Source organism: Thermogladius calderae 1633, from assembly GCF_000264495.1.
GTDB classification, from domain to species: Archaea; Thermoproteota; Thermoprotei_A; order Sulfolobales; family Desulfurococcaceae; genus Thermogladius; species Thermogladius calderae.
On sequence record NC_017954.1, the window covers coordinates 61,818 to 80,763 of the forward strand.

Consider the following 18,946-nt stretch of genomic DNA (forward strand, 5'->3'; position numbering starts at 1 on the left):
CCAGGTCTCTCGAGCAAATACACTCAAACACCCTCCAATGTGTATTGATTAGAGAGTCTCATAAACGTGTGGTTACGGTTTATTATTCCCGTGCGTTATTCCTCTCTTGGTGAGACCTCTTTGCTGATCGTGCCTGGCTCCAACTTTACTAGACAATCGATGGAACTGGCTAAGCTCCTCGCGGCAGAAGTGGTCGAAGTCGAGAAGAAGGTCTTCCCCGACGGAGAGGTCTACGTGAGGCTCAAGGGCTTGCCGTCCGACCTCGGCTCCACCTGTGTCACAGTGGCGAACACCATGTACCCGAACCAGGACACCGCTCTCGTCGAGACGCTCTTGCTACTAAACGCGGTCCACAAGGCGGGTGGGAGAAACGTTGTTCTCGTCGCACCATACCTCCCGTACATGAGGCAAGATAAGGTGTTTCTCCAAGGAGAGCCCGTATCGGCGGAGGTGGTCCTAGAGGTGCTAACAAGGACAATAAAACGGGGTCTGGTAGTCGATGTACACAACCCGGGCATTCTCGGGAGTAGACCCTGGATCAATATACTAGTATCCGACATATTGGTAGCCCAGGCTTTGAAGTACGTCGCCGACCCCATTGTCATGGCCCCAGACAGGGGGGCCTTGGAGAGAGCCAGTTTTGCCGCCAGCAAGTTGAACCTAGAGTTCGACTACTTGATAAAAGAGAGAGACAGAGTGACTGGTGAAGTTACTGTGAAACCGAAGAGCGTGAGCGTGGCGGGGAGAGACGTGGTGATCGTAGACGACATAATAAGTACCGGCGGGACGTTGGCGGAGGCTGCTAAGTTCCTGCGTTCGCAGGGAGCACGCAGGATCGTCGTGGCGGCCACGCACGGTCTACTAGTTGGTGGAGCCATGAAGAAAATCTATGAGGCCGGGTTCTCTAAAATAATACTCGCAGACACTCTGGGGGTCACTCACAACAGCCCGAGTATCAACTACGTAAGCGTTGCGGAGAGGATTAGCGGTTTCCTGAAAGAGGTCTGTTTAGAGCAATGAGTACTCTCTACTACATCTTGTCGGGCGAGAATGAGGACATCTCGGAAAGCGAGCTTAAGACACTCCTGGAGCTCTACGACAGGGGGCACAGCGTCTTCTGCTGGCCGATGATATGCGTGGTGAGGCACTCTAACGAGAGTGCTTGGAAGAGGGTTGCCGAGAGAGCTAGTAATGTGCGAGAGGTTGGTCAGGTGTATGACCTCGGATCTCTAGCGGGCTGGGAGGACGTAAACGTACTAGCTGGTAAGCTCAGGGACCTGGCAAAGGGCTCCGAGTGGATCCACGTAACACAGCTCCACAGTTACTGGGGGGGCGAGGAGCTGAAGAGGCTAGCGGGGGTGTTAGAGGAGAAAACCGGGCTAACGACCAGGTACCGTCGAGGGCCTTCACTCAGGCTGATTTTCTCGGGCGGGATTGTAGTAGTGGGTAGGACGCTGTTCAGAGCTAAACGTAGACCGGTCTACACGAAGGTCTTCGACAGGAGTTTCGCGATTACTCCGTCGCTCGCGAGAACTCTGGTAAACCTATCAGCGGTTAAAGAAGGTGGAGTCCTACTAGACCCCTTCGTTGGAACAGGGACGATAATCCTGGAGGCGCGCTCGATCGGGGTGATCGGAATAGGGGTGGACATAGACTGGAGTATTATAAACGGGCTCGCGAGGAACCTGAGGCACAACAAGAACCCTTCTATACCTGTTTTGTCAGACGGGAGTCGCGCCTCCTTCGCGAACATCGACGCTGTCGTCACAGACCCTCCCTACGGTAGAGGTGCTAGCACCAGGGGGGTCGAGCTACGGGAGCTCCTCGAGAACTTCTTATCCAGGGCTCTCGAGAGTGTGGTTAAGTGGGGGCGGGTCGTGTTCATGGTCCCAGCGGAGGTCGAGCTCGAAGTAGACGACGTTATCACACGTGTAGGTGGTTTAATAAAGAGTAAACACTATATGTACGTTCACAGTAGTCTAGCCCGAGTAATATACGTGGTCGTACCGGTTTGAACAGTAGGATCGTTTTCCTAGGGACGGGGGCGGCCATACCTATCAATAGGGGTTTACCCTGCGTAGCCCTCAAAGTAGACTCATCCATCTACTTGCTAGACGCAGGTGAGGGGTGCCAACACAGGCTGTTCAAAGCAGGGCTCAGCCCGCTCAAGGTCAAGACTGTCTTCATAACGCATGGCCACGGAGACCACTACCTCGGCCTTTTCGGCTTAGTACAGTCAATGAACCTACTGGGGAGGGAGAGCGAGCTAAACGTGGTGGCACCAGAGCAGGTAGTGCAACTGATTAGTGGAGTTCTCGAGAGCATGTTGGAGAAAGTTGGGTTCGAGGTCAACGTTGTAGTTGGCAGAACAGGAGAAGTGTACAAGGAGAACGACCTCGAGGTAACCCCGTACCCAGTGTGCCACACCGTGGAAGCCCACGGCTACTTGGTTAGAGTCGGGGACAAGACTGTGAGCTACACGGGCGATACCAGGCCTTGCCCCAGCATAGTGGAGTTCTCAAAGAACGCAAAAATCCTGATACACGAGGCTACATTCGCGAGCGAGTACTCGGAAGAGGCCCTGAAGCAAGGACACTCTACAGCAAGGGACGCTGCTTTAGCCGCCAGCGAGGCCGGTGTAGGGTTGCTAGTGCTAACGCACCTTAGCTCCAGGTACAAGGACGACACCGCGATTTTTGTTGACGCGTACAGGTTCTTCAAGAAGCTAGTCGTGGCAAGAGACTTCATGACCCTCATACTCTAGACGTTCAACTAGACGGCCCTACTCTCCCTAATTAGTTTCGCCTTACTGCTTCAAGATTTAAGGGAGATGGCTTTAACTACATTACACGACCTATTTAAAACTTGAATACTACTTAAAGGCTTGCCACGGTTCAGATTTAAACAAGGGAGTAAATTAATATGTACCTACTCCTTATACCGCGGTATTACCGGCTTATTATACATCGGTGCATTCTGATGCCAATCAAGTACGTGTGCAGCCACTGTGGTGAGGTCATTTTCGAGTTCAGATATGTGGGGCAGGACTACTACGGTATCCCCACTCCTCAGGAGGTCTACAACCTATACGGTGGTGTATGCCCCCACTGCCACAACGAGCTGAGGATTCCAACAGTAAAGGACATCACGATCAGGCCTAGGCTTTACAGCCTCAAGCTGGCTAGACTACCAACAAGCCTCTCTGCCAGTACTATAGCTGTACCAGCCCAAGGCACCGCTTGACGTTATTCAGGTTTTCTTCGTTCACTGAGTTCTTGTACGCCCTAAGCGTCTCCAGCACAGCGTCCTCTTTTATATTGAGTGCCCTCTTGAGTTGGTCGGAGTATTTGAACCTGTGGAGGAGGTACGAGACGAGCTGGGTTAGATTAGAGGGCTTACCACTACGGCTCGCAGACTCCCAGTCCAGTACCTTCACGCCACCTTCGCACACCATTATGTGTGAGCCGGGCCTGTTTAGTTCTCTATGAAATAAGCCGTGCTTGTCTAGGAGGAATAGAGCGTCGAGCACTCTCGACACTGCACTCCTTACCCCCTCGACGTCCCCTTTTACGACCAGCCTAGCCAGGCTCTCCTCGAAGGGGGTGCATTTACTCGAGTCGAGGTACTCCATGAAAACGTAGTCGTCATCGTAGTAGTAGACTCGTGGCGCGACTCCGAGCGTGCTCGCATAGGAGAGGAGCTCTCCTTCAGTGGCGAGGCTTGCCCTGCGGCTATCCAGCCTCCTGACCTTTAGAGCACCTAGTCCGTGCACCGCGTGTAGTGCTAGTACGACTACTGAGGTGTAGCCTTTCCCCAAGACCCTGATCCCCTGGAACAGTTTGCCCTCCTCGACTAGGCTTAGAAATCCTGCCCTGACCAGTCTCGAGACGCGGTCACTTAACTCGGCGCAGCTCGGTTTAGGAAAGCACAGTACTCTGGAGACGTAGGTGTCCTGCTTCTCTAACTCGTGCACTCGAGAAGCCAAGACTCGACCTTCCCCAGTGACGCCCGCAGGAACTCCTCACCGTACTTGGAGGCTATCTCTTTAAGCTTCGCAGGTGTGAGCTCGTAGACTGTGGGGCTGCTAGCCTTGAAGTGTGGTGATACAAGGTATTCGCGCTGTTTACTCTCTAGTAACTCGACAGCTCGTAGAACAGGTCTTCTGGACACAGACATCAACCTGCCATCCCTATCCAACCACAACTTAACGGACTTACCAATGTGCTTCGAGACAAAGTCTGACACTCTGTCCAGCTCGGAGAAGGGCGGCCCCTCGTACAACTTGTACGCGGGTTTAGCGCATTCGTCGAGCTCTACGACAATGACCCCTTTCCTGGAGTCGTCTGTCCAGGCCGACGAGTGATAGACCAAGAAGTCGTGCCCAGACAGTAGTTTTACACAACGGTCTCTAACCCTGTCGACTTCACCCCATACAACCTCGGGTGGGAGCGGTTTCTCGGACTCGACCTCAACTACCACGATACACCTACCTCCTAGCGAACTCTCGAGAGTCTCGAGGTCGTACTCGACACGGTTCTCGAAGAAGGTCTTACTCGGGTGTCTCAGGAAGCACTTCGAAGCTAGTATGAACCTCGCCAACTTCTCGAAGCTCACGGCCGCGGTGACGTTCCTTGCGTGGTCCACGGGATCCGGCATGTAGATGACGCTGTCAGGGTACCTCTTCGTGAGTACTTCCACGGATCTCCTAAACAGCCACTCCTCGCCCAGGGTGTTCACGTACACCGGCGGTCTCCACTCGGATGCCGCACGCAGTACGTCCAGGAAACCCCCGTAGGCGATCACTAGTAGCTCTACAGCGTAACCCGAAAACCCCTTTGTCTTTATCTCGGCCCCGTACGAGCCAATACCCTTCATAAACTTCTTGAGTAGCCTCACGTCGTTGTTTAAACCCCCCTTTAGATGGGAGTTCACAAACTCTGTGTGGAAGGGTGTCCTGTCCACGGCCGTCCTTATTCGAGATGGAGAACTCAACTTGTAAGCCGGGACTATGTCTGCCTCGACGTCCTCCACGAATACTCTAATATAGGGGTGCTCGGCGTATCTTATCTCGACCCTCCCGACGTCTCTAACAGCCTCCTTGATTAATTCGAAGCCCTTGGTCTTCACATCCGCGACAGACCAGTCCTCGGGGTACAAGACGAAGACGTCGATGTCCCGGTCTCCCCTGAGCCAGGTGTCGTGTGCCACGCTGCCTTGTAGGGTGACCTCAGCCCACACGTTGTTCCTTCTTAGGTGCTCTTCTAACCTGGTCTTAATGATCTCGTAGACTCTTGTGATCTTCTCTCTCTCGTGGGGTGTCGGGGTGATCTCGTCCAGTACGCTCTTCAGCAGAGCCTCGAGGTCCGTCACTTCAGCAGCTCGACCTCGCACACGTCTTTATATACCGGCCCCCTCGGCGTGAGGAAGCTCTCCTTTAACACCACTCTATCTGCTGTGAAGCTCCCGAAGTCTATACCGGTAGAGGCCTTTATCAGCCTAACAAGCTCACTTATACCTCTACTACTCCTAACTCTCGCCAGCGTTACGTGGGGTATGTACTCCTCCCTGTCTGGCTGAACACCCAGCTTCCTTAGCTTCTCCTCGTAGAAGTCGTGTATTTTTGTTAACTCACTAGACCCCTCTAGTACTCCAGCCCAGACGACTCTAGGTCTCTCAACAGAAGGGAAGGCGCCTACACCGCTAACGTGTACAAGGAAAACCTGGTGTCTTAGGCTTTTCACGACGTCGCATACACGGGATACTACCTGGTCGTCCACTTCGCCTATAAACCTTATCGTGATGTGCAAGTTCTCGTCCTCGACAGGTTTGACGTCCGCTCCCGTCGACACGATCTCTCTAATGTACTTCGCTAAATTCGCAAGAACCTGCTTGTCTCTTATGTCGACGGCTATGAATATCCTGTGTAACGGCACGCTAACGACACCCTCGTCGTGTAACTCTAGATAAATACAAGGTTTGATATATTCGATTAATAGGCTTTTACCCCGTGGTCTGAGATGATACTGGTACTCTTGACCGGAATGCCTGGAGCAGGGAAGAGCATAGTAGTGAAAGCAGCAGAGGAGATGGGACTGCCGGTTGTCAGCATGGGCGACGTTGTTAGAGAAGAGACCTTGAAAAGGTACGGGATTATCACCCCCGATCTGATGCTGAAAACTTCTTCGGAACTCAGAAGAGAGCACGGAGACGACTACATCGCGCTCAAGACCATAGAGAGGCTCCCGAGAAAAAGCGGGATCGTAGTCGTAGACGGTGTCAGAAGCCTGGTCGAGGTAGAGACCTTCAGAAGAGCAGGTGATACGGTGATAGTAGCCGTACACGCCTCCCCGAAAACCAGGTTTAAGAGACTCCTTAAGAGAAACAGACCAGGGGATCCCAAGAGTATAGAGGAGTTTAACGCCAGGGACTCCCTAGAGCTGAGCTTTGGGATCGGCTCGGTTATAGCCCTCGCCGACTACCTCATAGTCAACGAGGGGAGTTTCGAGGAGGCGTATAAGGAGGCTAAGAAGATATTAAGCAAGGTGGTCTCGAATGCCAAGGGTAACAGTGGAGGCCGAAGTACGTCCGACTGAAAGCGTAGAGAAGGTCAAGAGGGCGGTCCAGAACTTCTTCGCAGGGGATCTACTGGTTTTAGAGGTAAGAGAGGGCTGGTTTATAGTGAGAGGGGTTTCAGACAGCATTGAGTCCCTGCGTGCTCTGCGGGACAGGGCAAGGGCTGAAGGGATCGAGCCCGCTCTGAGGAGCTACCTTGTCAAGAATAGGAGGGGCAATACAACGAGCCTTATGCTACACAAACAAGCAGCGTATGTTGGTAGGATATCACTAATAGACACGCCAAAGGAGTCTCCTCTAGGCCCAATCACGATAACTATAGAGGGCGACGACCTAGACCAGTCTATTGACTACTTAACCAGCTCGTAGAGGTGCCGGCATCCTAGGTCAGTCTCGACCCACCAGTCTGAGCGGTATCGGTACTAGGTTCTCGAGCTCGTTCTTCGAGACCTGCGTGTTACCCGTTATGGCGCTGACCAGCCTGTTCACGAGGCCCGAGTTCAAGTACTCTACCAGCCTCTCCAACTCCTCGAGTCTCGCCTGGCTCGGCGGGTAGACCACGTTGACGTGGTTCTCCGCGACGAATACCACGCCGGGTGGTACCAGGGCGGCCTCTAGTCTGAGCCTCTTGGGGTGGCCTGTGACCCTCTTCACGACTATCGCAGGACCCCTATCCACCGGCCCGCCCCACCTTATGTACTGGGGTCTCCGCCCGCTGCCAAGGACTAGCCTCCCGCTCCTGATGTTGTGGGACCATATGAGGAGGACGCCCTGTCTGGGGTCGTCGGTCAGCTTGTCCTTGTGCTGGTTCCATACAACCCTGCCCGTCTGGACTCTGTAGCCCAGCCCCCCTAGGGTCGCTGAGCCCTCGAATACTTTCTTCAGCTCCTCCGCCTTCTCGGAGAATATGAGTGTGTTTCCCCGCCTGAACACGTACCTGCCCGTGTTCGGCGCCTTCCTCAGGACTAGCACCTGGAATGTGTGGTTGACCTCCTCGAAGACGTAGGGGTCGTCTACGACCCTCATGTAGGCTATGTCCGCTACCCTCACGATGTACTCCCTGAGCTTCTTGAAGTAGGCCCCGTTGTTCATAGAGGAGGAGACGACTAGGCCCAGCCAGCCGCCGGGCTTTAGTAGCCTGAGGGAGAGGTAGACGAAGAGGGCGTAGACGTTGACACGCCCCCAGATCACCTCCCTGAACTTCTCCCTTACCCACTCGCTGGGCTTGAACTCGTAGTACGGGGGGTTCGTGACCACTACGTCGAACTCCTCCCTGAACGGCTTTGTAAGCGAGTCGACGACCTCGACCCTAGCCTCGGTCACCACCCTCCTAGCTATTTCAGCCAGCCTGGGGTCCACCTCCCAGCAGTAGAGCTCGGGCTCCACGAAGTACCCCCGGGCAGACAGCAGGAACTCACCAGTCCCGCAAGCCGGGTCGAGGACTCTCGGCCCCACGAGGCGGGGGATGTGCTTCAGCACCTCCTCCCTCAGCCACCTAGGCGTGAAGAACTGGCCCCTCCGAGACCTCTCCTCCAGCGGGAGGGCCTCCAGCACCCTCAGCGTCTCCGGGTGGAGTTCGCCCTCTAAGTTAACTCTCATTAGATATACCCGTGATTAGGTTTAATAGAAGGGTGTAGACTAGTATAATAGTACTCGAGGGGCCGTCGTCTAGCCTGGCTAGGATGCCGGCCTGGGGGGATACCCCGCCTAGCCGGGTTGTCCCGGAGCGCCGGTGGTCCCGGGTTCAAATCCCGGCGGCCCCATTACCTCAACGGGCTTTAACTTTACCCAGGAATCTCTCCTTGTCGACTATGTATCTCTCGTGTAGCCCTTTGCCTATTGTCTCATTGTTGTACAGGGCTTCGACTTCGAAAAGTATTCTCTTACCGTCGAACTCGACAACTTTGGATTTCACTACAACCTTACCTCCAAGAGGTGCTGGTTTTAGGTGTCTCACGTTCACCATGGTGCCAACAGTTGTATACTGTGGAGGCAGGTACTTCTGGACGCAGTTTAGGCTCGTCTTCTCCATGAAAGCTATCATGCTGGGGGTAGACAGGACTGAGACTGTGCCTGAACCTATATGCGATGCGGTGTGTTTCTCTTCTACGACGAACTCTTCTACGCACTCCTCGCCTACTTTAACTTGGATGCTCATTTACACCTCCTTGTTTCTGGAGGTACCACTTGACTCTGCTATTCCACATCGAGGGGGGAGTCCAGAGCACCCAGGCCGGTACAGCCTTAATCAGTTCGTAGGCCTCCTCCCAGGACTCGAGGCCTAGTTTACGGGCCAGCTCGTCCAGGCTCATGGGCGCTTTCAAGTAATCTCTCAACACAGCGAGCGTGTTCTCGTTAATCTCGACTTCCTTTCCACCGACTTTAACGACGAACACCACCTCTTCGCTCATACCGTAAACACCCATAGTTTGAGGAGATTAAACGGATTTTATAATCTTTTACCTATAATTCTACCCGATGATGACGCGTTCCAGCACAGACCTGTGAAGAGCTCCTTACGCCCCACTGAGTGTTTCAAGTAGTTCCTGCGGGAACTACCCGAGCATGACTGCCTATAAGTCAGTATCTCGAAGTCTTTGCGAGCTTCCCAGGCATCGGCTCGTAAAGTTCCCCGCTATTCTTGAGGTACTGGATCATCTCGTAGACGAAGTCTTTCTCGAATCCTTTCTCTCTAGCCAGTTTAACTAGCTGGCTCACCTCGATTTCTGGCACCTGCTCGAATGTCTCGTTGAGGAACCTGACAAACTCCTTCATTTTCTCCCGCTTGCTCCTTGATACACCTGTCTCAAGGACGTCAATGTCGATGGTTTTCGACTCTATGTCGAATCCGACCTTCCTCAGAGTAGCGTACATTAGCCTTATAGCCTCCTCGACATCTTCTATAGTGACCTTGTCTTTCAGCGCCATTTTAGCGTGCGCCTCAGCCAACCTGATCAGGCCCTCTAACTGCCTGGGCGTTATAGCTATAGGTGGTGGCGTCTTCAAGTCCTCGCCCTTGATACCGCCTTTACGCATAGCCACGTAGAACTCCTCTATCAGCCTCATGGCCTCCGGGGTCAACTGTGGTCTAACGTACTTCCTAGCGTAGCTCACGTACTTCTTCAATAGTTGCGGGTCTATGAAGGGCTTAGCCTTCTCAATATCGCTGTGTACTCCTAGTATGTGCCTCGCGAGCCTCCTGTCCTTTTCGGGTAACGGGACGTCCTGGATAACGAAGATGAGATCGAACCTGGATAGGATCGTGGGCGGCAAGTCGATGTTCTTACTTATAGGCTGGGTGAGGTCGTAACGCCCAAACCTCGGGTTGCCCGCCGCGAGGACACTGGCTCTAGCGTTCAGCCTGGCAACTATACCCGCCTTCGCTATACTGACTGTCTGCTGCTCGAGGGCCTCGTGTATTGCGCTCCTGTCCTCCTCCCTCATTTTGTCGATCTCGTCTATGGCGGCCACCCCACCGTCGGCGATCACCATCGCCCCCGCCTCCAGGTAGTACTCGCCCGTGGTCTTGTCCCTTAAGACCGTGGCCGTGAGGCCGGCCGCCGTGGAGCCCTTGCCACTCGTGTAGATACCTCTCGGCGCTATCCTGGCAGTGTACTGGAGGAGCTGGGACTTTGCCGTACCCGGGTCTCCTACGAGTAGTACGTGTATGTCACCCCTAATCCTGGTACCGTCGGGCATCACCTTCGGTACCCCGCCGAAGAGCAGTAGGGCGATCGCCTCCTTTATGTCGTGGTACCCATAGATCGACGGGGCGATGCTGGCAACGATCTTCTCCCTAACCCAGGGGTCTCTGGCCAGCTCTCTGATCTTCTCCTCGTCTTCCCGCGTGATCTCGATCTCTTCCAAGACCTTCTGTTGGACGTCGACGTGGTTTGCCTCTATGTAGAACGAGAAGACCGACCTACCCATAGCCTTCTGTACTGCTTGTGTCGGCATTACTCTCAGAACTCCCGTTATGAGCGCTCTGTCGCCGGGCCTGGCAGAATCCACCAGGTCGCCTGTTAACACTACTTCGATACTCCTCGGGATCTGGCCGGGCGGTATCTCCTCGGGCCTCTCCTGGACCACGACCTTCTGCCAGTCGACGAACTTGCTCTTCTCTAGGTCGATCTCGAACCTGCCCGTCCTGCCGCAGACAGGGCACACGACGGGCTTCTCGATCCTCTCCCCCATCTCTCCGTGCTCCGGGAAGTCAAATTCATGGGTATCCCCGTCTGGCGTTACGTGGATGTAGTGTGCTTTAACGAGCTTCGCCTCGACTCTCGTGACCCTGGTGACGATCCCCTCGACAGCGACGAACTTACCTATGTAGTCGCTCGTCAGCTCCCTTATCTTCAGCACTCTGGGCGGCTGCCTGATCCTGACGTAGACCTTGCCGACTACCTCCTTGTACTCCGGCTGCTCCTTCTCCAGGTACTCCATCAGCGCCGAAGAGAACTCCTCTAGAGCCTGGTCGGGTTCTTCCTCGACGTGTCTGGCCAATTCCCTGTCATACAGGATCACGTCGCTGAAGTCCACCACTAAGCTCTTTTGCATCATGTGGGTCATTCTAAATATTCTCTCTCTGTACTTGAAGACGCCCGCGGAGTCCCTGAAGTCCTGGAGGAACTTGTAGAACTTCAATTTCCAGTCTACGGCCCTCTTGACCTCCCTGCCCTGTACCGCCTCGACCACGCTACTCACCAACCTTCTTCTTCCAGAGGGCCACTATTGCCCGTAGTGTCTTCAAGAGGTACTTCTCCTCCTCGCTAAGCTTCTCTTCAACGTCTTGCTGCACGTCTGGGAGGAGCGAGTAGTTGACCAACTTCCTAACCCGCGACTTTAGGAGAGAGTCCATTGCGTCCTCTATTTTCTTCAACTCCTCGAATTTCGACAGGTCACCCGTAGTCTTGGCCTCCTCGGTTAAGTCGCGCCTCGCCTTGAACATCGTCATGTAGAAGAACCCTTTCAGCTTGTTGGTGAGAGGCTTCGAGTAGGCGGTCTCCTCGTTGTAGGCCAAAACAGAGAGGCTCTCCACGGGTATCCTGGCGTCTTTTATCTTGACGTAGCCTTTCTTCGCAAGTAAGTCCGCGAGCCATCTCGGGACGGTGTACTCCCCACCTTTGACAAGCTCTAGAACCCCCTCGAAGGTCGTTAGCCTTAAACCGTCTTTGTAAACCTCGATCTTCACCGAGTCCTCCTCGAAATCCCTCTTAAGGAATTCCATTACTCTCCCAAAAACCAGCTCGAAAAGCATCCGCGCCCACACCACTATCATATCCATTAAAAGTGGTTTATTTACCCAGTACCAGATAGAGATGAACAGGGGTCGATCTTATTTGAGCGAGCAACCCCTCCTTTTATGGGCTGAGAAGTATAGGCCCAGAACCCTCGACGAGGTCGTAAACCAGAAAGAGGTCGTGGCAAGGCTCAAGAAGTTTGTCGAAGAGAAGAACATGCCCCATCTCCTGTTCGCAGGACCGCCTGGCACAGGAAAGACAACCCTAGCCCACTGCCTTGCCCACGACCTCTACGGTGATAACTACAGGCAGTACATGCTGGAGTTGAACGCGAGCGACGAGAGAGGCATCGACGTGATAAGGAGCAAGGTGAAGGAGTTCGCGAGGACGAGGGTTGCCGGCGAGGTACCGTTCAAGATCATACTACTGGACGAGGCCGACAACATGACAGCCGATGCCCAGCAGGCCTTGAGGCGGCTCATGGAGCTCTACACCGCGACGACGAGGTTTATCCTGATAGCCAACTACCCGAGCAAGATAATAGAGCCTATACAAAGCAGGTGCGCGGTGTTCAGGTTCACCCCGTTATCTAGGGAAGACGTTGTAGAGAGGCTGAAGTACATAGCCGAGAAGGAGAACGTGAAGTATAACACAGAGGCACTCGAGACTATACACGAGCTCTCCGAGGGGGATATGAGAAAGGCGATAAACATTCTACAGGCCGCCTCTGCCCTCGGCGAGGTCACAGTAGAAGCGGTTTACAAAGTCGTCGGGCTAGCACACCCCAAAGAGGTGAGGCAGATGCTACAGCTGGCTCTAAGCGGCAACTTCACCGAGGCCAGGAGCAAGCTAAGAGAGCTCATGTTGAACTACGGCCTCAGCGGCCTAGACATAATAAGGCAGATACACAGGGAGATCTTCTCCAGCGACATAAAGTTGTCCGACGAAGCCAGGATCATGATCGCCGACTACGCCGGCGAGATACAGTTCAGGCTAGTAGAAGGTGCAGACGACGAGATCCAGCTAAACGCCTTCCTCGCACGCCTCGCGTTCATGGGGAAGAAGTTCAGGCCCACATCGTAGGGTGGTTTATTGAGTGAGCGCTTACCGTGGATAATCAAGTACAGGCCCAAGAACTTGGACGAGTTCGTCGACCAGGAGGAGGCTAAAAAGGTTTTTATAAGCTGGTACGAGGACTGGAAGAAGGGGGAAGTCAAGAAGAAGGCTGCCCTGCTATACGGTCCTCCGGGGACCGGTAAGTCCAGCTTCGTACAAGCCTTCGCGGCAACCTACGGGCTTGAACTCTACGAGATGAACGCGAGCGACTACAGGCGTAAGGGCGACATAGACAGGCTACTGAGAGTCACCGCCTCTTCGGGTAGCCTCAGCGGAAGGGGCAAGCTGATATTTCTCGACGAGGTAGACGGGCTGAACCCGAAGTCCGACGCCGGGGGGCTGGAGGCGATACTTCAGCTAATCGAGAACTCTAAACACCCCGTTGTCATGGCAGCCAACGACGCGTATAACCCCAACATAAGGCCTCTCAGGGACGTGTCTCTCCTAATCGAGTTTAAGAGACTGAGGGAAGGCGCCGTTGTGCAGTTGCTGAGCAGGATCTGCGAGAAGGAGCGAGTCCGCTGCGACAAGGACGCCCTAGACGTGATAGCGAAGAGGAGCGAAGGCGACTTGAGGAGCGCTATTAACGACCTCGAGGCCATCGCGGAGGCCTATGGTAGGGTCACGAAAGAACTGGCCATGTCCGTGAGCACTTATAGGGACAGGGAGTACGCCCCGTTTGAAGTGCTGAGAAGAGTGTTCAACGCCAAGTACATCTTCCAGGCGAAAGATGCCGTGAGCTCCGCCAACATAGACTACGACACGCTGAAGGTTTGGATCAACGAGCACATACCCACCTACTACGAAGACCCCGAGGAGGTCTCGAGGGCCTTTGAAGCCCTGAGTAGGGCGGACGTGTACATGGGCAGGATCATCAAATCCGGGTCGTGGGACCTACTGAGCTACGCCATGGAGATGATGGGGCCCGGAGTCGCCTACGCTAGAAAGACTTACAGTGGGAAGTTCAAGGCGTTCAAGTACCCTGAGAGGTTTAGGCTGCTATCCGAGACCAAGAAGGTCAGAGAAGTAAGGGATAGCATTGCCGAGGCCCTAGCTAGGAGGCTACTAACAAGCAAGGCTACTGTGAAGTCTGACGTCATACCATACCTGAAGGTCATCTTCACGTCAAACCCGAAAATGGCCGCCGGCATTGCTAAGGCCTACGGCTTGAGCGAGGACATGGTCAAGTTCCTCGCGGGGAGTAAGGCCAGCGAGGTAATGTCTTACCTGAAGAAGCATGCTAGAACTAGGAAGACCTGAGCTTGACGATCCTTAGCCTACCGTACCTCTTCTCCTCGACTACCCCCTGCTCGACCAGCTCCACAACGATCTTCTCTAGGACAGAGAAGTGTATCCCGGTCAACCTAGACAGCTTCGTTATGTTCAGCTCGCCGTGTTTCCTAAGGGTTTCTATGACCAGTTTTCTCCTGTCGATCATTCTAAGTCGCACCAATCGCGATCTTCCTCTTGATCAAGTCCAAGAGGTACTGCTCGAGCATGTCTAGGGGGCCGTAGTTTATCCCTATAAGTGTCGTCCTACCTTTCATACCTTTCCCGCTAGACTTTGCTTCTATTACACCCGCCTTCTTAAGGTTCATCACGTACTCGTATACCTGGGTGTGTCTTCTGGGCTGCTGGCCTAGAGTCTCGCAGACCAGCTCGTACTCTTTCTCGACATCGCCTATCTTGACGTACGGGTTGCCGGTTCTCCTCAAGAGTCTCACCGCCGCGAGGAGGATGAGCAGTTCGTGTAGGGAGCTGTAGTTTATCGCCTCAGACACGTTGACGATGTCCCTGCTGATTTTCATGATCGCCTTTCTCGCGTGCTCCAACGTGATCCTCTTAGCCCCTTCGTTCTCGGCCATTACGCCGGCTATCATCAGGACTTCTATGGCGTGCCTAGCGTTCCCTCCCCCACCCTTATCGTGCCCCTCGTAGTCGGCGATGAACTTCAGTACTGTGTCGTCGTAGGTACCCTCGTAGAACGCCTTGCTGGCCCTGTACCTCAGTATGTCGAGTAACTGTGCCGAGGTATAGGGCTCCAGCTTAATCATGTGCCGTAGCAGGTAGCTCTCGAGCGAGGGGTCTAGAAGAGAGAGCTTGGCGGTGTCCTGGGAGATGAAGATGAAGTTTAGCCTCTTGACAGGTGTCTCGAACACGTCGTAGGCCCGGACTATGAAGTAGACAGCGTCCCTCCCGGCGAGGCTTGCGAAGTAGTGGAACTCGTCCAAGGATATTATTGCGTACTGGTCTGTCTCGTCCAGGTACGTTAAAAGAGCCTCGAACATCTCCCTCGCGGACAGCCCCCTCGAGGGCAGGGGGGCGTTTAGCTGCCTGGACATATCGGCTACAACGTTGTAGAGCGTCCTGTTGCTGTGGCAGTTCACGTGGGCGTACTTCACCTTGTAGCCCTTGGTTAGCGCGTACCTAGTGAAGTCCCGGCCGAAAACCCTAGCGGTAGCCGTCTTACCCGTCCCGACACCGCCTATTAAGAGGACTCTCTGGGAGAAACTACCAGGCGAGGATACGAGGTGCTTAAAGTAGGACGCTAGCTCCTTTAACTCCTTCTCCCTGTGGGGTAGGGTGTCGGGTATGTACTCTGGTGTGAGGCTCTCCTTGCTCTTGAAAATCGACGGCCTCTCAACTTCCTCTTCTATTATCTTCCAAACGTCCTCGCCCAATGAAAAGGACACCTGAAACTTTCAGCCTTCTAATAACACTACGTCTCCTTAAAAACCGCCTTGCACAGCCCTTTCCCAAGCAGTATAGACTCCTTGAACACCATTATGTAGAGACAAGTCGGGGAAGACTTGTCTACGAGACCCCCTGCTCTCTCAATGTACTCTACGGCCATACGCCACACCTCGCTTGAGACCCCCCTTACACCAAACGACTTTACTCTCAACCTGACCCTCTCACCCGCGCGGACGATCAACCTGATCGCCGCTTCCAGTTCCTCTAGCCTAGAGAGAACTCTGTCCACGGGAACAATGTTCTCTACAAACCCGTACTCTCCTCCCTTGGCTCTGTTGTATAGTAGTCTTGGCTCGGCACTAGAACACACGACCAGCACATCTGGGAACCCCGTCTCGACGACAACGATATCGGGGCTCACTTCGAACAAGACGTCGCCTATTTCTTCCTCGCACCAGGCTCTGGTACCAGTCCGGCAGGTTACAAGCAGGGCGGGTCTCCACCCGTCATTAGGGCACTTCAGAGGCAAGCCCCCCTCCTCACTCCACTCGCTAGGGCGTCAGCTCTCTCCGAGGTAAGTTTTAAAAGCAAAACCATTTAATTAACTATGGTTGAGCGGCGGTCGTCTAGCCTGGACTAGGACGCCGGCCTGCCACGCCGGAAATCCCGGGTTCAAATCCCGGCCGCCGCACTAAAAACAACCACGGCTTCTCAAACCGTGCCCGAGACCTTGTTTATCACGGTTACAGCAACCTACTCGCCAACGAAGGCTCCGACACTAACATCCATGATACAGATGGGCTTGCCATCGAAACTAGGTACTTTAATGCGCGCCCTCCTCCAAGAGTCACTGGAAACGTGGCTCCGACGCTCCACGCGGTAAAAGTCGTGAGAGTATCAGCCGCACAGTCTTGAAGAAATTAAGTGACACTTTGATACGTTAACCGCTGTGCACCCAGCACCACGTGCTTGTTAGTTGCGCGTTTTTGCACAAGCGAGTTGACAGCAGTTAACACCGTACAGAGCCCTGTGAAACAGGCTGTGACTACTAGGCGGCCGATGACCACAGTATTCTTAGTTGTTGAGAGTACAGTCACGCCTTCAAGTCTTGTACAGTAAAATTGGGTAGCTCAATGTCTCATTCAAGTCCTCCAATTTCACGTTCAATACAGCTAACATTACATTGTTGACCTCGAAGACCTTGTCTACCCCGCCTCTTCTTCCAAATATCATCTGGAGTTTTCTTCCACTTACTCTAGCTTCCGAGTACTCCGCTTCTAGCTCCTCTTCCCCTATGATCTTCAGTGAAACTGTTTTCTCGTCAATCTTCAACTCATTGTCTAGTAAATATGCATCTATTGAAACTGTAAGCTCGCCACCCTTAATCTCTGCTTTGTGAGGTTCTATGCCCTTGTCTGTAGACTTATTCATGTAGACTAGTAGGGGAGGCTTAATGCTCTTTAAGTGTAGGAGGGACCCCTCTTCTCTAGATAATCTCCATGGAACATATATGGCTAAGTGTATGTGTTTTTCCTCGTCAGCGACGACACCTATAGCTTTTCTAATTCCATAAAGGTAGTGGAGGTCTGCTATTCTCTTTAACTCCATAGACAGGTTGTATTTACTATTATAGTAGTATGTTGGTTGCTTAGTCTTGGAATCAATCCACCCACCCTTAATATCGACTACCAAATTTTCTTCGAATAAGTAGATGTCCCCTGATGATAGGCCTGGTCTCACGTGTGAGGGTACTATGGGAGCTTGCATTATCGAGAAGGGTAGAAACGGCTTCCTGCGATCTATGAGGACGTAGCAGGCCTTAAGCTCGTTCTTCAGTCCTGCTAGATCCTCAAAGGCCATACGCTCTAGTTCAATAGGCTCTTTCTCCATGCCAAGAACTTCCTTGATGATCTTGCTTAGCTTGCTTAAGGTATCTTCATCCCCATGAGCCACGCCCATTACTTCGCTCCACAGGAAGACATACTCTTTTGATAATTGCCTATAGATTTCAGAGACTAAGTACCTCCCAAGAGCCCATCCACGTTTTCTAGACCGCTTAATCCACTTAATGAATCCATCCAAATCAGGCTTAATAGTGAAGTAAAGCCATTGTAGTGTCCTGTAAACGGGCACTCTAAAACCATAGTCTATATAAGCCCAAGGGTATGATTGTGCTTGCTCGGCCAAGGACAGGAAAACTAAGTAATCGGCAATATGACCGCTGGATCTCGAAACGTGCTCATAGAAGCTCTTGAGAATCTCGCCGACTTTATTAAATCTACTATACCAGAAGGAGGCCACCACGGATTCCAAGGCTCATACCCACATGGTATTCCAGCACAGGCCCATTATATACAAGATCCTCCACAGCGCTTACTTGAAGGTGTCACCTTGTAAGAGCACGTAAACGGCTAGTTCGTCTCCTTTCTACAGTTGGTGAGAGAGGTACACAGCAATGTTCCTTCTACACGCGCCGGTCGACTCTATGTTGGAAGATTTATGTGTCTACACTTAATCACTACACATAGGCTACGGTGTATAGGAGTTTGCCCCACGTGTTCTTCGAGGCTAGGGGGCGGGTGCCCGGTGACTTCCTGTCCTTTGTAGAAGAGGTGGTCTCGGATTTTTACAACGCGGTGGAGACAGCGCCAGAGATACTGGAGGTCTATGTGTTCGAGTCTACGTGGCTTAAGAGGCGGTTCCTGGAGGACGAAGCCCGGGAACTCGGCGTCCTAGTCGTAGGGGACTACCCCGTCTCCCACGACGCGTGGCGTGGGTGGCCTAGGATCCACTTGGACTACGAGAAACTGAAGAACCTGCAACCACGCACTGTAAGGGCCCTACTCGCGCACGAGTGCGCCCACGCTATACTACACGGCTCGCTATCGAGTTACTTGATACGTGTAGAGGGTTGGACAGAAGAGGAGCTAGGAGAGGGCTTCATAGAGGGCCTCTACCTGGCCTCGACCGTTGTAAAAGACCTTGAAGTAAGCGCGTTTCTGAAAGAGAGGGGTCTCTACGACGTGCTAGCGGACTACTACAGCTATGTTAGGGAGGAACTAGCGGGTACGGATTGTGAGGGTCTCCACGGCCTCTTAGACTTCGCGAAGCTCGCGACTCCCTGCGCCTTAATAGACTGCGACCCACCCCCGTGTATACTGGCGAGGGGGTGTTGCGCTAAGCGCTGTGAAGATATAGTAGAGGTCTTACGAGAGGTCTCCAGGCTGAAGACGGGTCTCAGTGAGAGAGTAACCTTTCTATTAAGGAGGATAAAGGAACTAGTGGGAGAAGAGAGAGTGTGCTTGTAGGGTGGCCGATGTGCG

Annotated in this window: 21 protein-coding genes and 2 tRNA genes; 11 read left to right on the forward strand and 12 right to left on the reverse strand. The window is 53.4% G+C overall.

Translation table 11 applies throughout. From position 1 onward, the window contains the following. The first annotated feature begins 129 nt into the window (after window positions 1–129). The 4 genes from prs (at window position 130) to TCELL_RS00375 (ending at window position 3,243) form a co-directional block, all read left to right on the forward strand. Window positions 130–1,020, forward strand: a complete 891-nt coding sequence (prs, locus tag TCELL_RS00360; RefSeq protein WP_274379106.1) for a ribose-phosphate diphosphokinase — start codon at window positions 130–132, stop codon at window positions 1,018–1,020. Continuing rightward, a complete protein-coding gene (locus TCELL_RS00365; protein ID WP_014736747.1) occupies window positions 1,017–2,015 on the forward strand; it encodes a TRM11 family SAM-dependent methyltransferase in 999 nt (332 codons plus the stop codon). Before prs ends, TCELL_RS00365 begins: the two co-directional genes overlap by 4 nt. Then, window positions 2,012–2,764 carry a ribonuclease Z gene (locus TCELL_RS00370; RefSeq protein ID WP_014736748.1) on the forward strand — a complete coding sequence of 251 codons (753 nt, stop codon included), beginning with the start codon at window positions 2,012–2,014 and terminating at the stop codon, window positions 2,762–2,764. The genes TCELL_RS00365 and TCELL_RS00370 overlap by 4 nt, the downstream gene beginning before the upstream one ends. Before the next feature lie 215 nt (window positions 2,765–2,979). Further along, the gene (locus TCELL_RS00375; protein ID WP_048162780.1) at window positions 2,980–3,243 is read left to right on the forward strand and encodes a hypothetical protein; all 264 of its coding nucleotides are present in this window, start codon (window positions 2,980–2,982) and stop codon (window positions 3,241–3,243) included. Here the strand turns inward: TCELL_RS00375 and TCELL_RS00380 are convergent. Genes TCELL_RS00380 through thpR form a run of 3 tightly spaced genes read right to left on the reverse strand, consistent with a single transcriptional unit; the run spans window position 3,212 to window position 5,933 of the window. After that, a complete protein-coding gene (locus tag TCELL_RS00380) occupies window positions 3,212–3,985 on the reverse strand; it encodes a serine/threonine protein kinase (RefSeq protein WP_238529022.1) in 774 nt (257 codons plus the stop codon). The genes TCELL_RS00375 and TCELL_RS00380 overlap by 32 nt on opposite strands. Then, entirely contained in the window at window positions 3,961–5,370 is a 1,410-nt protein-coding gene (gene cca, locus TCELL_RS00385; RefSeq protein ID WP_014736750.1) for a CCA tRNA nucleotidyltransferase, read from the reverse strand. The genes TCELL_RS00380 and cca overlap by 25 nt, the downstream gene beginning before the upstream one ends. Beyond that, entirely contained in the window at window positions 5,367–5,933 is a 567-nt protein-coding gene (gene thpR, locus TCELL_RS00390; RefSeq protein WP_014736751.1) for an RNA 2',3'-cyclic phosphodiesterase, read from the reverse strand. The genes cca and thpR overlap by 4 nt, the downstream gene beginning before the upstream one ends. 84 nt (window positions 5,934–6,017) lie before the next feature. Here thpR and TCELL_RS00395 point away from each other — a divergent pair, with 84 nt between their 5' ends. Continuing rightward, entirely contained in the window at window positions 6,018–6,593 is a 576-nt protein-coding gene (locus TCELL_RS00395) for an AAA family ATPase (protein WP_014736752.1), read from the forward strand. Then, complete coding sequence (locus TCELL_RS00400) at window positions 6,553–6,942, forward strand: RNA-binding domain-containing protein (RefSeq protein WP_014736753.1); 390 nt, start codon at window positions 6,553–6,555, stop codon at window positions 6,940–6,942. The genes TCELL_RS00395 and TCELL_RS00400 overlap by 41 nt, the downstream gene beginning before the upstream one ends. A gap of 18 nt (window positions 6,943–6,960) precedes the next feature. Here the strand turns inward: TCELL_RS00400 and TCELL_RS00405 are convergent, their stop codons facing one another. Then, window positions 6,961–8,172: an HsdM family class I SAM-dependent methyltransferase gene (locus TCELL_RS00405; protein WP_014736754.1), complete on the reverse strand. Its 1,212-nt coding sequence runs from the start codon at window positions 8,170–8,172 to the stop codon at window positions 6,961–6,963. A 58-nt stretch (window positions 8,173–8,230) separates the two neighbouring features. On the opposite strand from TCELL_RS00405, the gene TCELL_RS00410 reads away from it, so the two are divergent. Beyond that, window positions 8,231–8,336, forward strand: a tRNA-Pro gene (locus TCELL_RS00410). A 5-nt stretch (window positions 8,337–8,341) separates the two neighbouring features. Here the strand turns inward: TCELL_RS00410 and TCELL_RS00415 are convergent. From TCELL_RS00415 to gins23, 4 genes are all read right to left on the reverse strand, one after another. Further along, window positions 8,342–8,731 carry a thioesterase family protein gene (locus tag TCELL_RS00415; RefSeq protein ID WP_014736755.1) on the reverse strand — a complete coding sequence of 130 codons (390 nt, stop codon included), beginning with the start codon at window positions 8,729–8,731 and terminating at the stop codon, window positions 8,342–8,344. Continuing rightward, window positions 8,715–8,984, reverse strand: a complete 270-nt coding sequence (locus TCELL_RS00420; RefSeq protein ID WP_048162783.1) for a hypothetical protein — start codon at window positions 8,982–8,984, stop codon at window positions 8,715–8,717. The genes TCELL_RS00415 and TCELL_RS00420 overlap by 17 nt, the downstream gene beginning before the upstream one ends. A 169-nt stretch (window positions 8,985–9,153) precedes the next feature. Beyond that, window positions 9,154–11,277, reverse strand: a complete 2,124-nt coding sequence (mcm, locus tag TCELL_RS00425; protein ID WP_014736757.1) for a minichromosome maintenance protein MCM — start codon at window positions 11,275–11,277, stop codon at window positions 9,154–9,156. Next, window positions 11,270–11,851, reverse strand: a complete 582-nt coding sequence (gene gins23 / locus TCELL_RS00430; protein WP_014736758.1) for a DNA replication protein Gins23 — start codon at window positions 11,849–11,851, stop codon at window positions 11,270–11,272. The genes mcm and gins23 overlap by 8 nt, the downstream gene beginning before the upstream one ends. Before the next feature lie 40 nt (window positions 11,852–11,891). Between gins23 and TCELL_RS00435 the strand changes: the two genes are divergently transcribed. Together TCELL_RS00435 and TCELL_RS00440 are read left to right on the forward strand one after the other, a co-directional pair. Beyond that, window positions 11,892–12,896, forward strand: a complete 1,005-nt coding sequence (locus tag TCELL_RS00435) for a replication factor C small subunit (RefSeq protein WP_014736759.1) — start codon at window positions 11,892–11,894, stop codon at window positions 12,894–12,896. A gap of 9 nt (window positions 12,897–12,905) precedes the next feature. Next, a complete protein-coding gene (locus TCELL_RS00440; protein ID WP_014736760.1) occupies window positions 12,906–14,189 on the forward strand; it encodes a replication factor C large subunit in 1,284 nt (427 codons plus the stop codon). On the opposite strand, the gene TCELL_RS00445 is transcribed toward TCELL_RS00440, so the two are convergent. Genes TCELL_RS00445 through TCELL_RS00455 form a run of 3 tightly spaced genes read right to left on the reverse strand, consistent with a single transcriptional unit; the run spans window position 14,176 to window position 16,152 of the window. Continuing rightward, window positions 14,176–14,367, reverse strand: a complete 192-nt coding sequence (locus TCELL_RS00445) for a hypothetical protein (RefSeq protein ID WP_014736761.1) — start codon at window positions 14,365–14,367, stop codon at window positions 14,176–14,178. The two genes, TCELL_RS00440 and TCELL_RS00445, sit on opposite strands and share 14 nt — an antisense overlap. A gap of 1 nt (window position 14,368) precedes the next feature. Beyond that, window positions 14,369–15,610, reverse strand: coding sequence for an ORC1-type DNA replication protein (locus tag TCELL_RS00450; protein WP_014736762.1), 1,242 nt, complete (start codon window positions 15,608–15,610; stop codon window positions 14,369–14,371). A gap of 38 nt (window positions 15,611–15,648) precedes the next feature. Then, entirely contained in the window at window positions 15,649–16,152 is a 504-nt protein-coding gene (locus TCELL_RS00455; RefSeq protein ID WP_014736763.1) for a hypothetical protein, read from the reverse strand. 86 nt (window positions 16,153–16,238) lie between these two features. On the opposite strand from TCELL_RS00455, the gene TCELL_RS00460 reads away from it, so the two are divergent. Continuing rightward, window positions 16,239–16,314 (forward strand) — tRNA-Gly (locus tag TCELL_RS00460). A gap of 410 nt (window positions 16,315–16,724) precedes the next feature. Here TCELL_RS00460 and TCELL_RS00465 read toward each other — a convergent pair. Beyond that, window positions 16,725–17,936, reverse strand: a complete 1,212-nt coding sequence (locus TCELL_RS00465; RefSeq protein ID WP_048162789.1) for a hypothetical protein — start codon at window positions 17,934–17,936, stop codon at window positions 16,725–16,727. Between the two features lie 233 nt (window positions 17,937–18,169). On the opposite strand from TCELL_RS00465, the gene TCELL_RS00470 reads away from it, so the two are divergent. After that, window positions 18,170–18,931, forward strand: a complete 762-nt coding sequence (locus tag TCELL_RS00470; protein ID WP_048162791.1) for a hypothetical protein — start codon at window positions 18,170–18,172, stop codon at window positions 18,929–18,931. The last annotated feature ends 15 nt before the right edge of the window (window positions 18,932–18,946 follow it).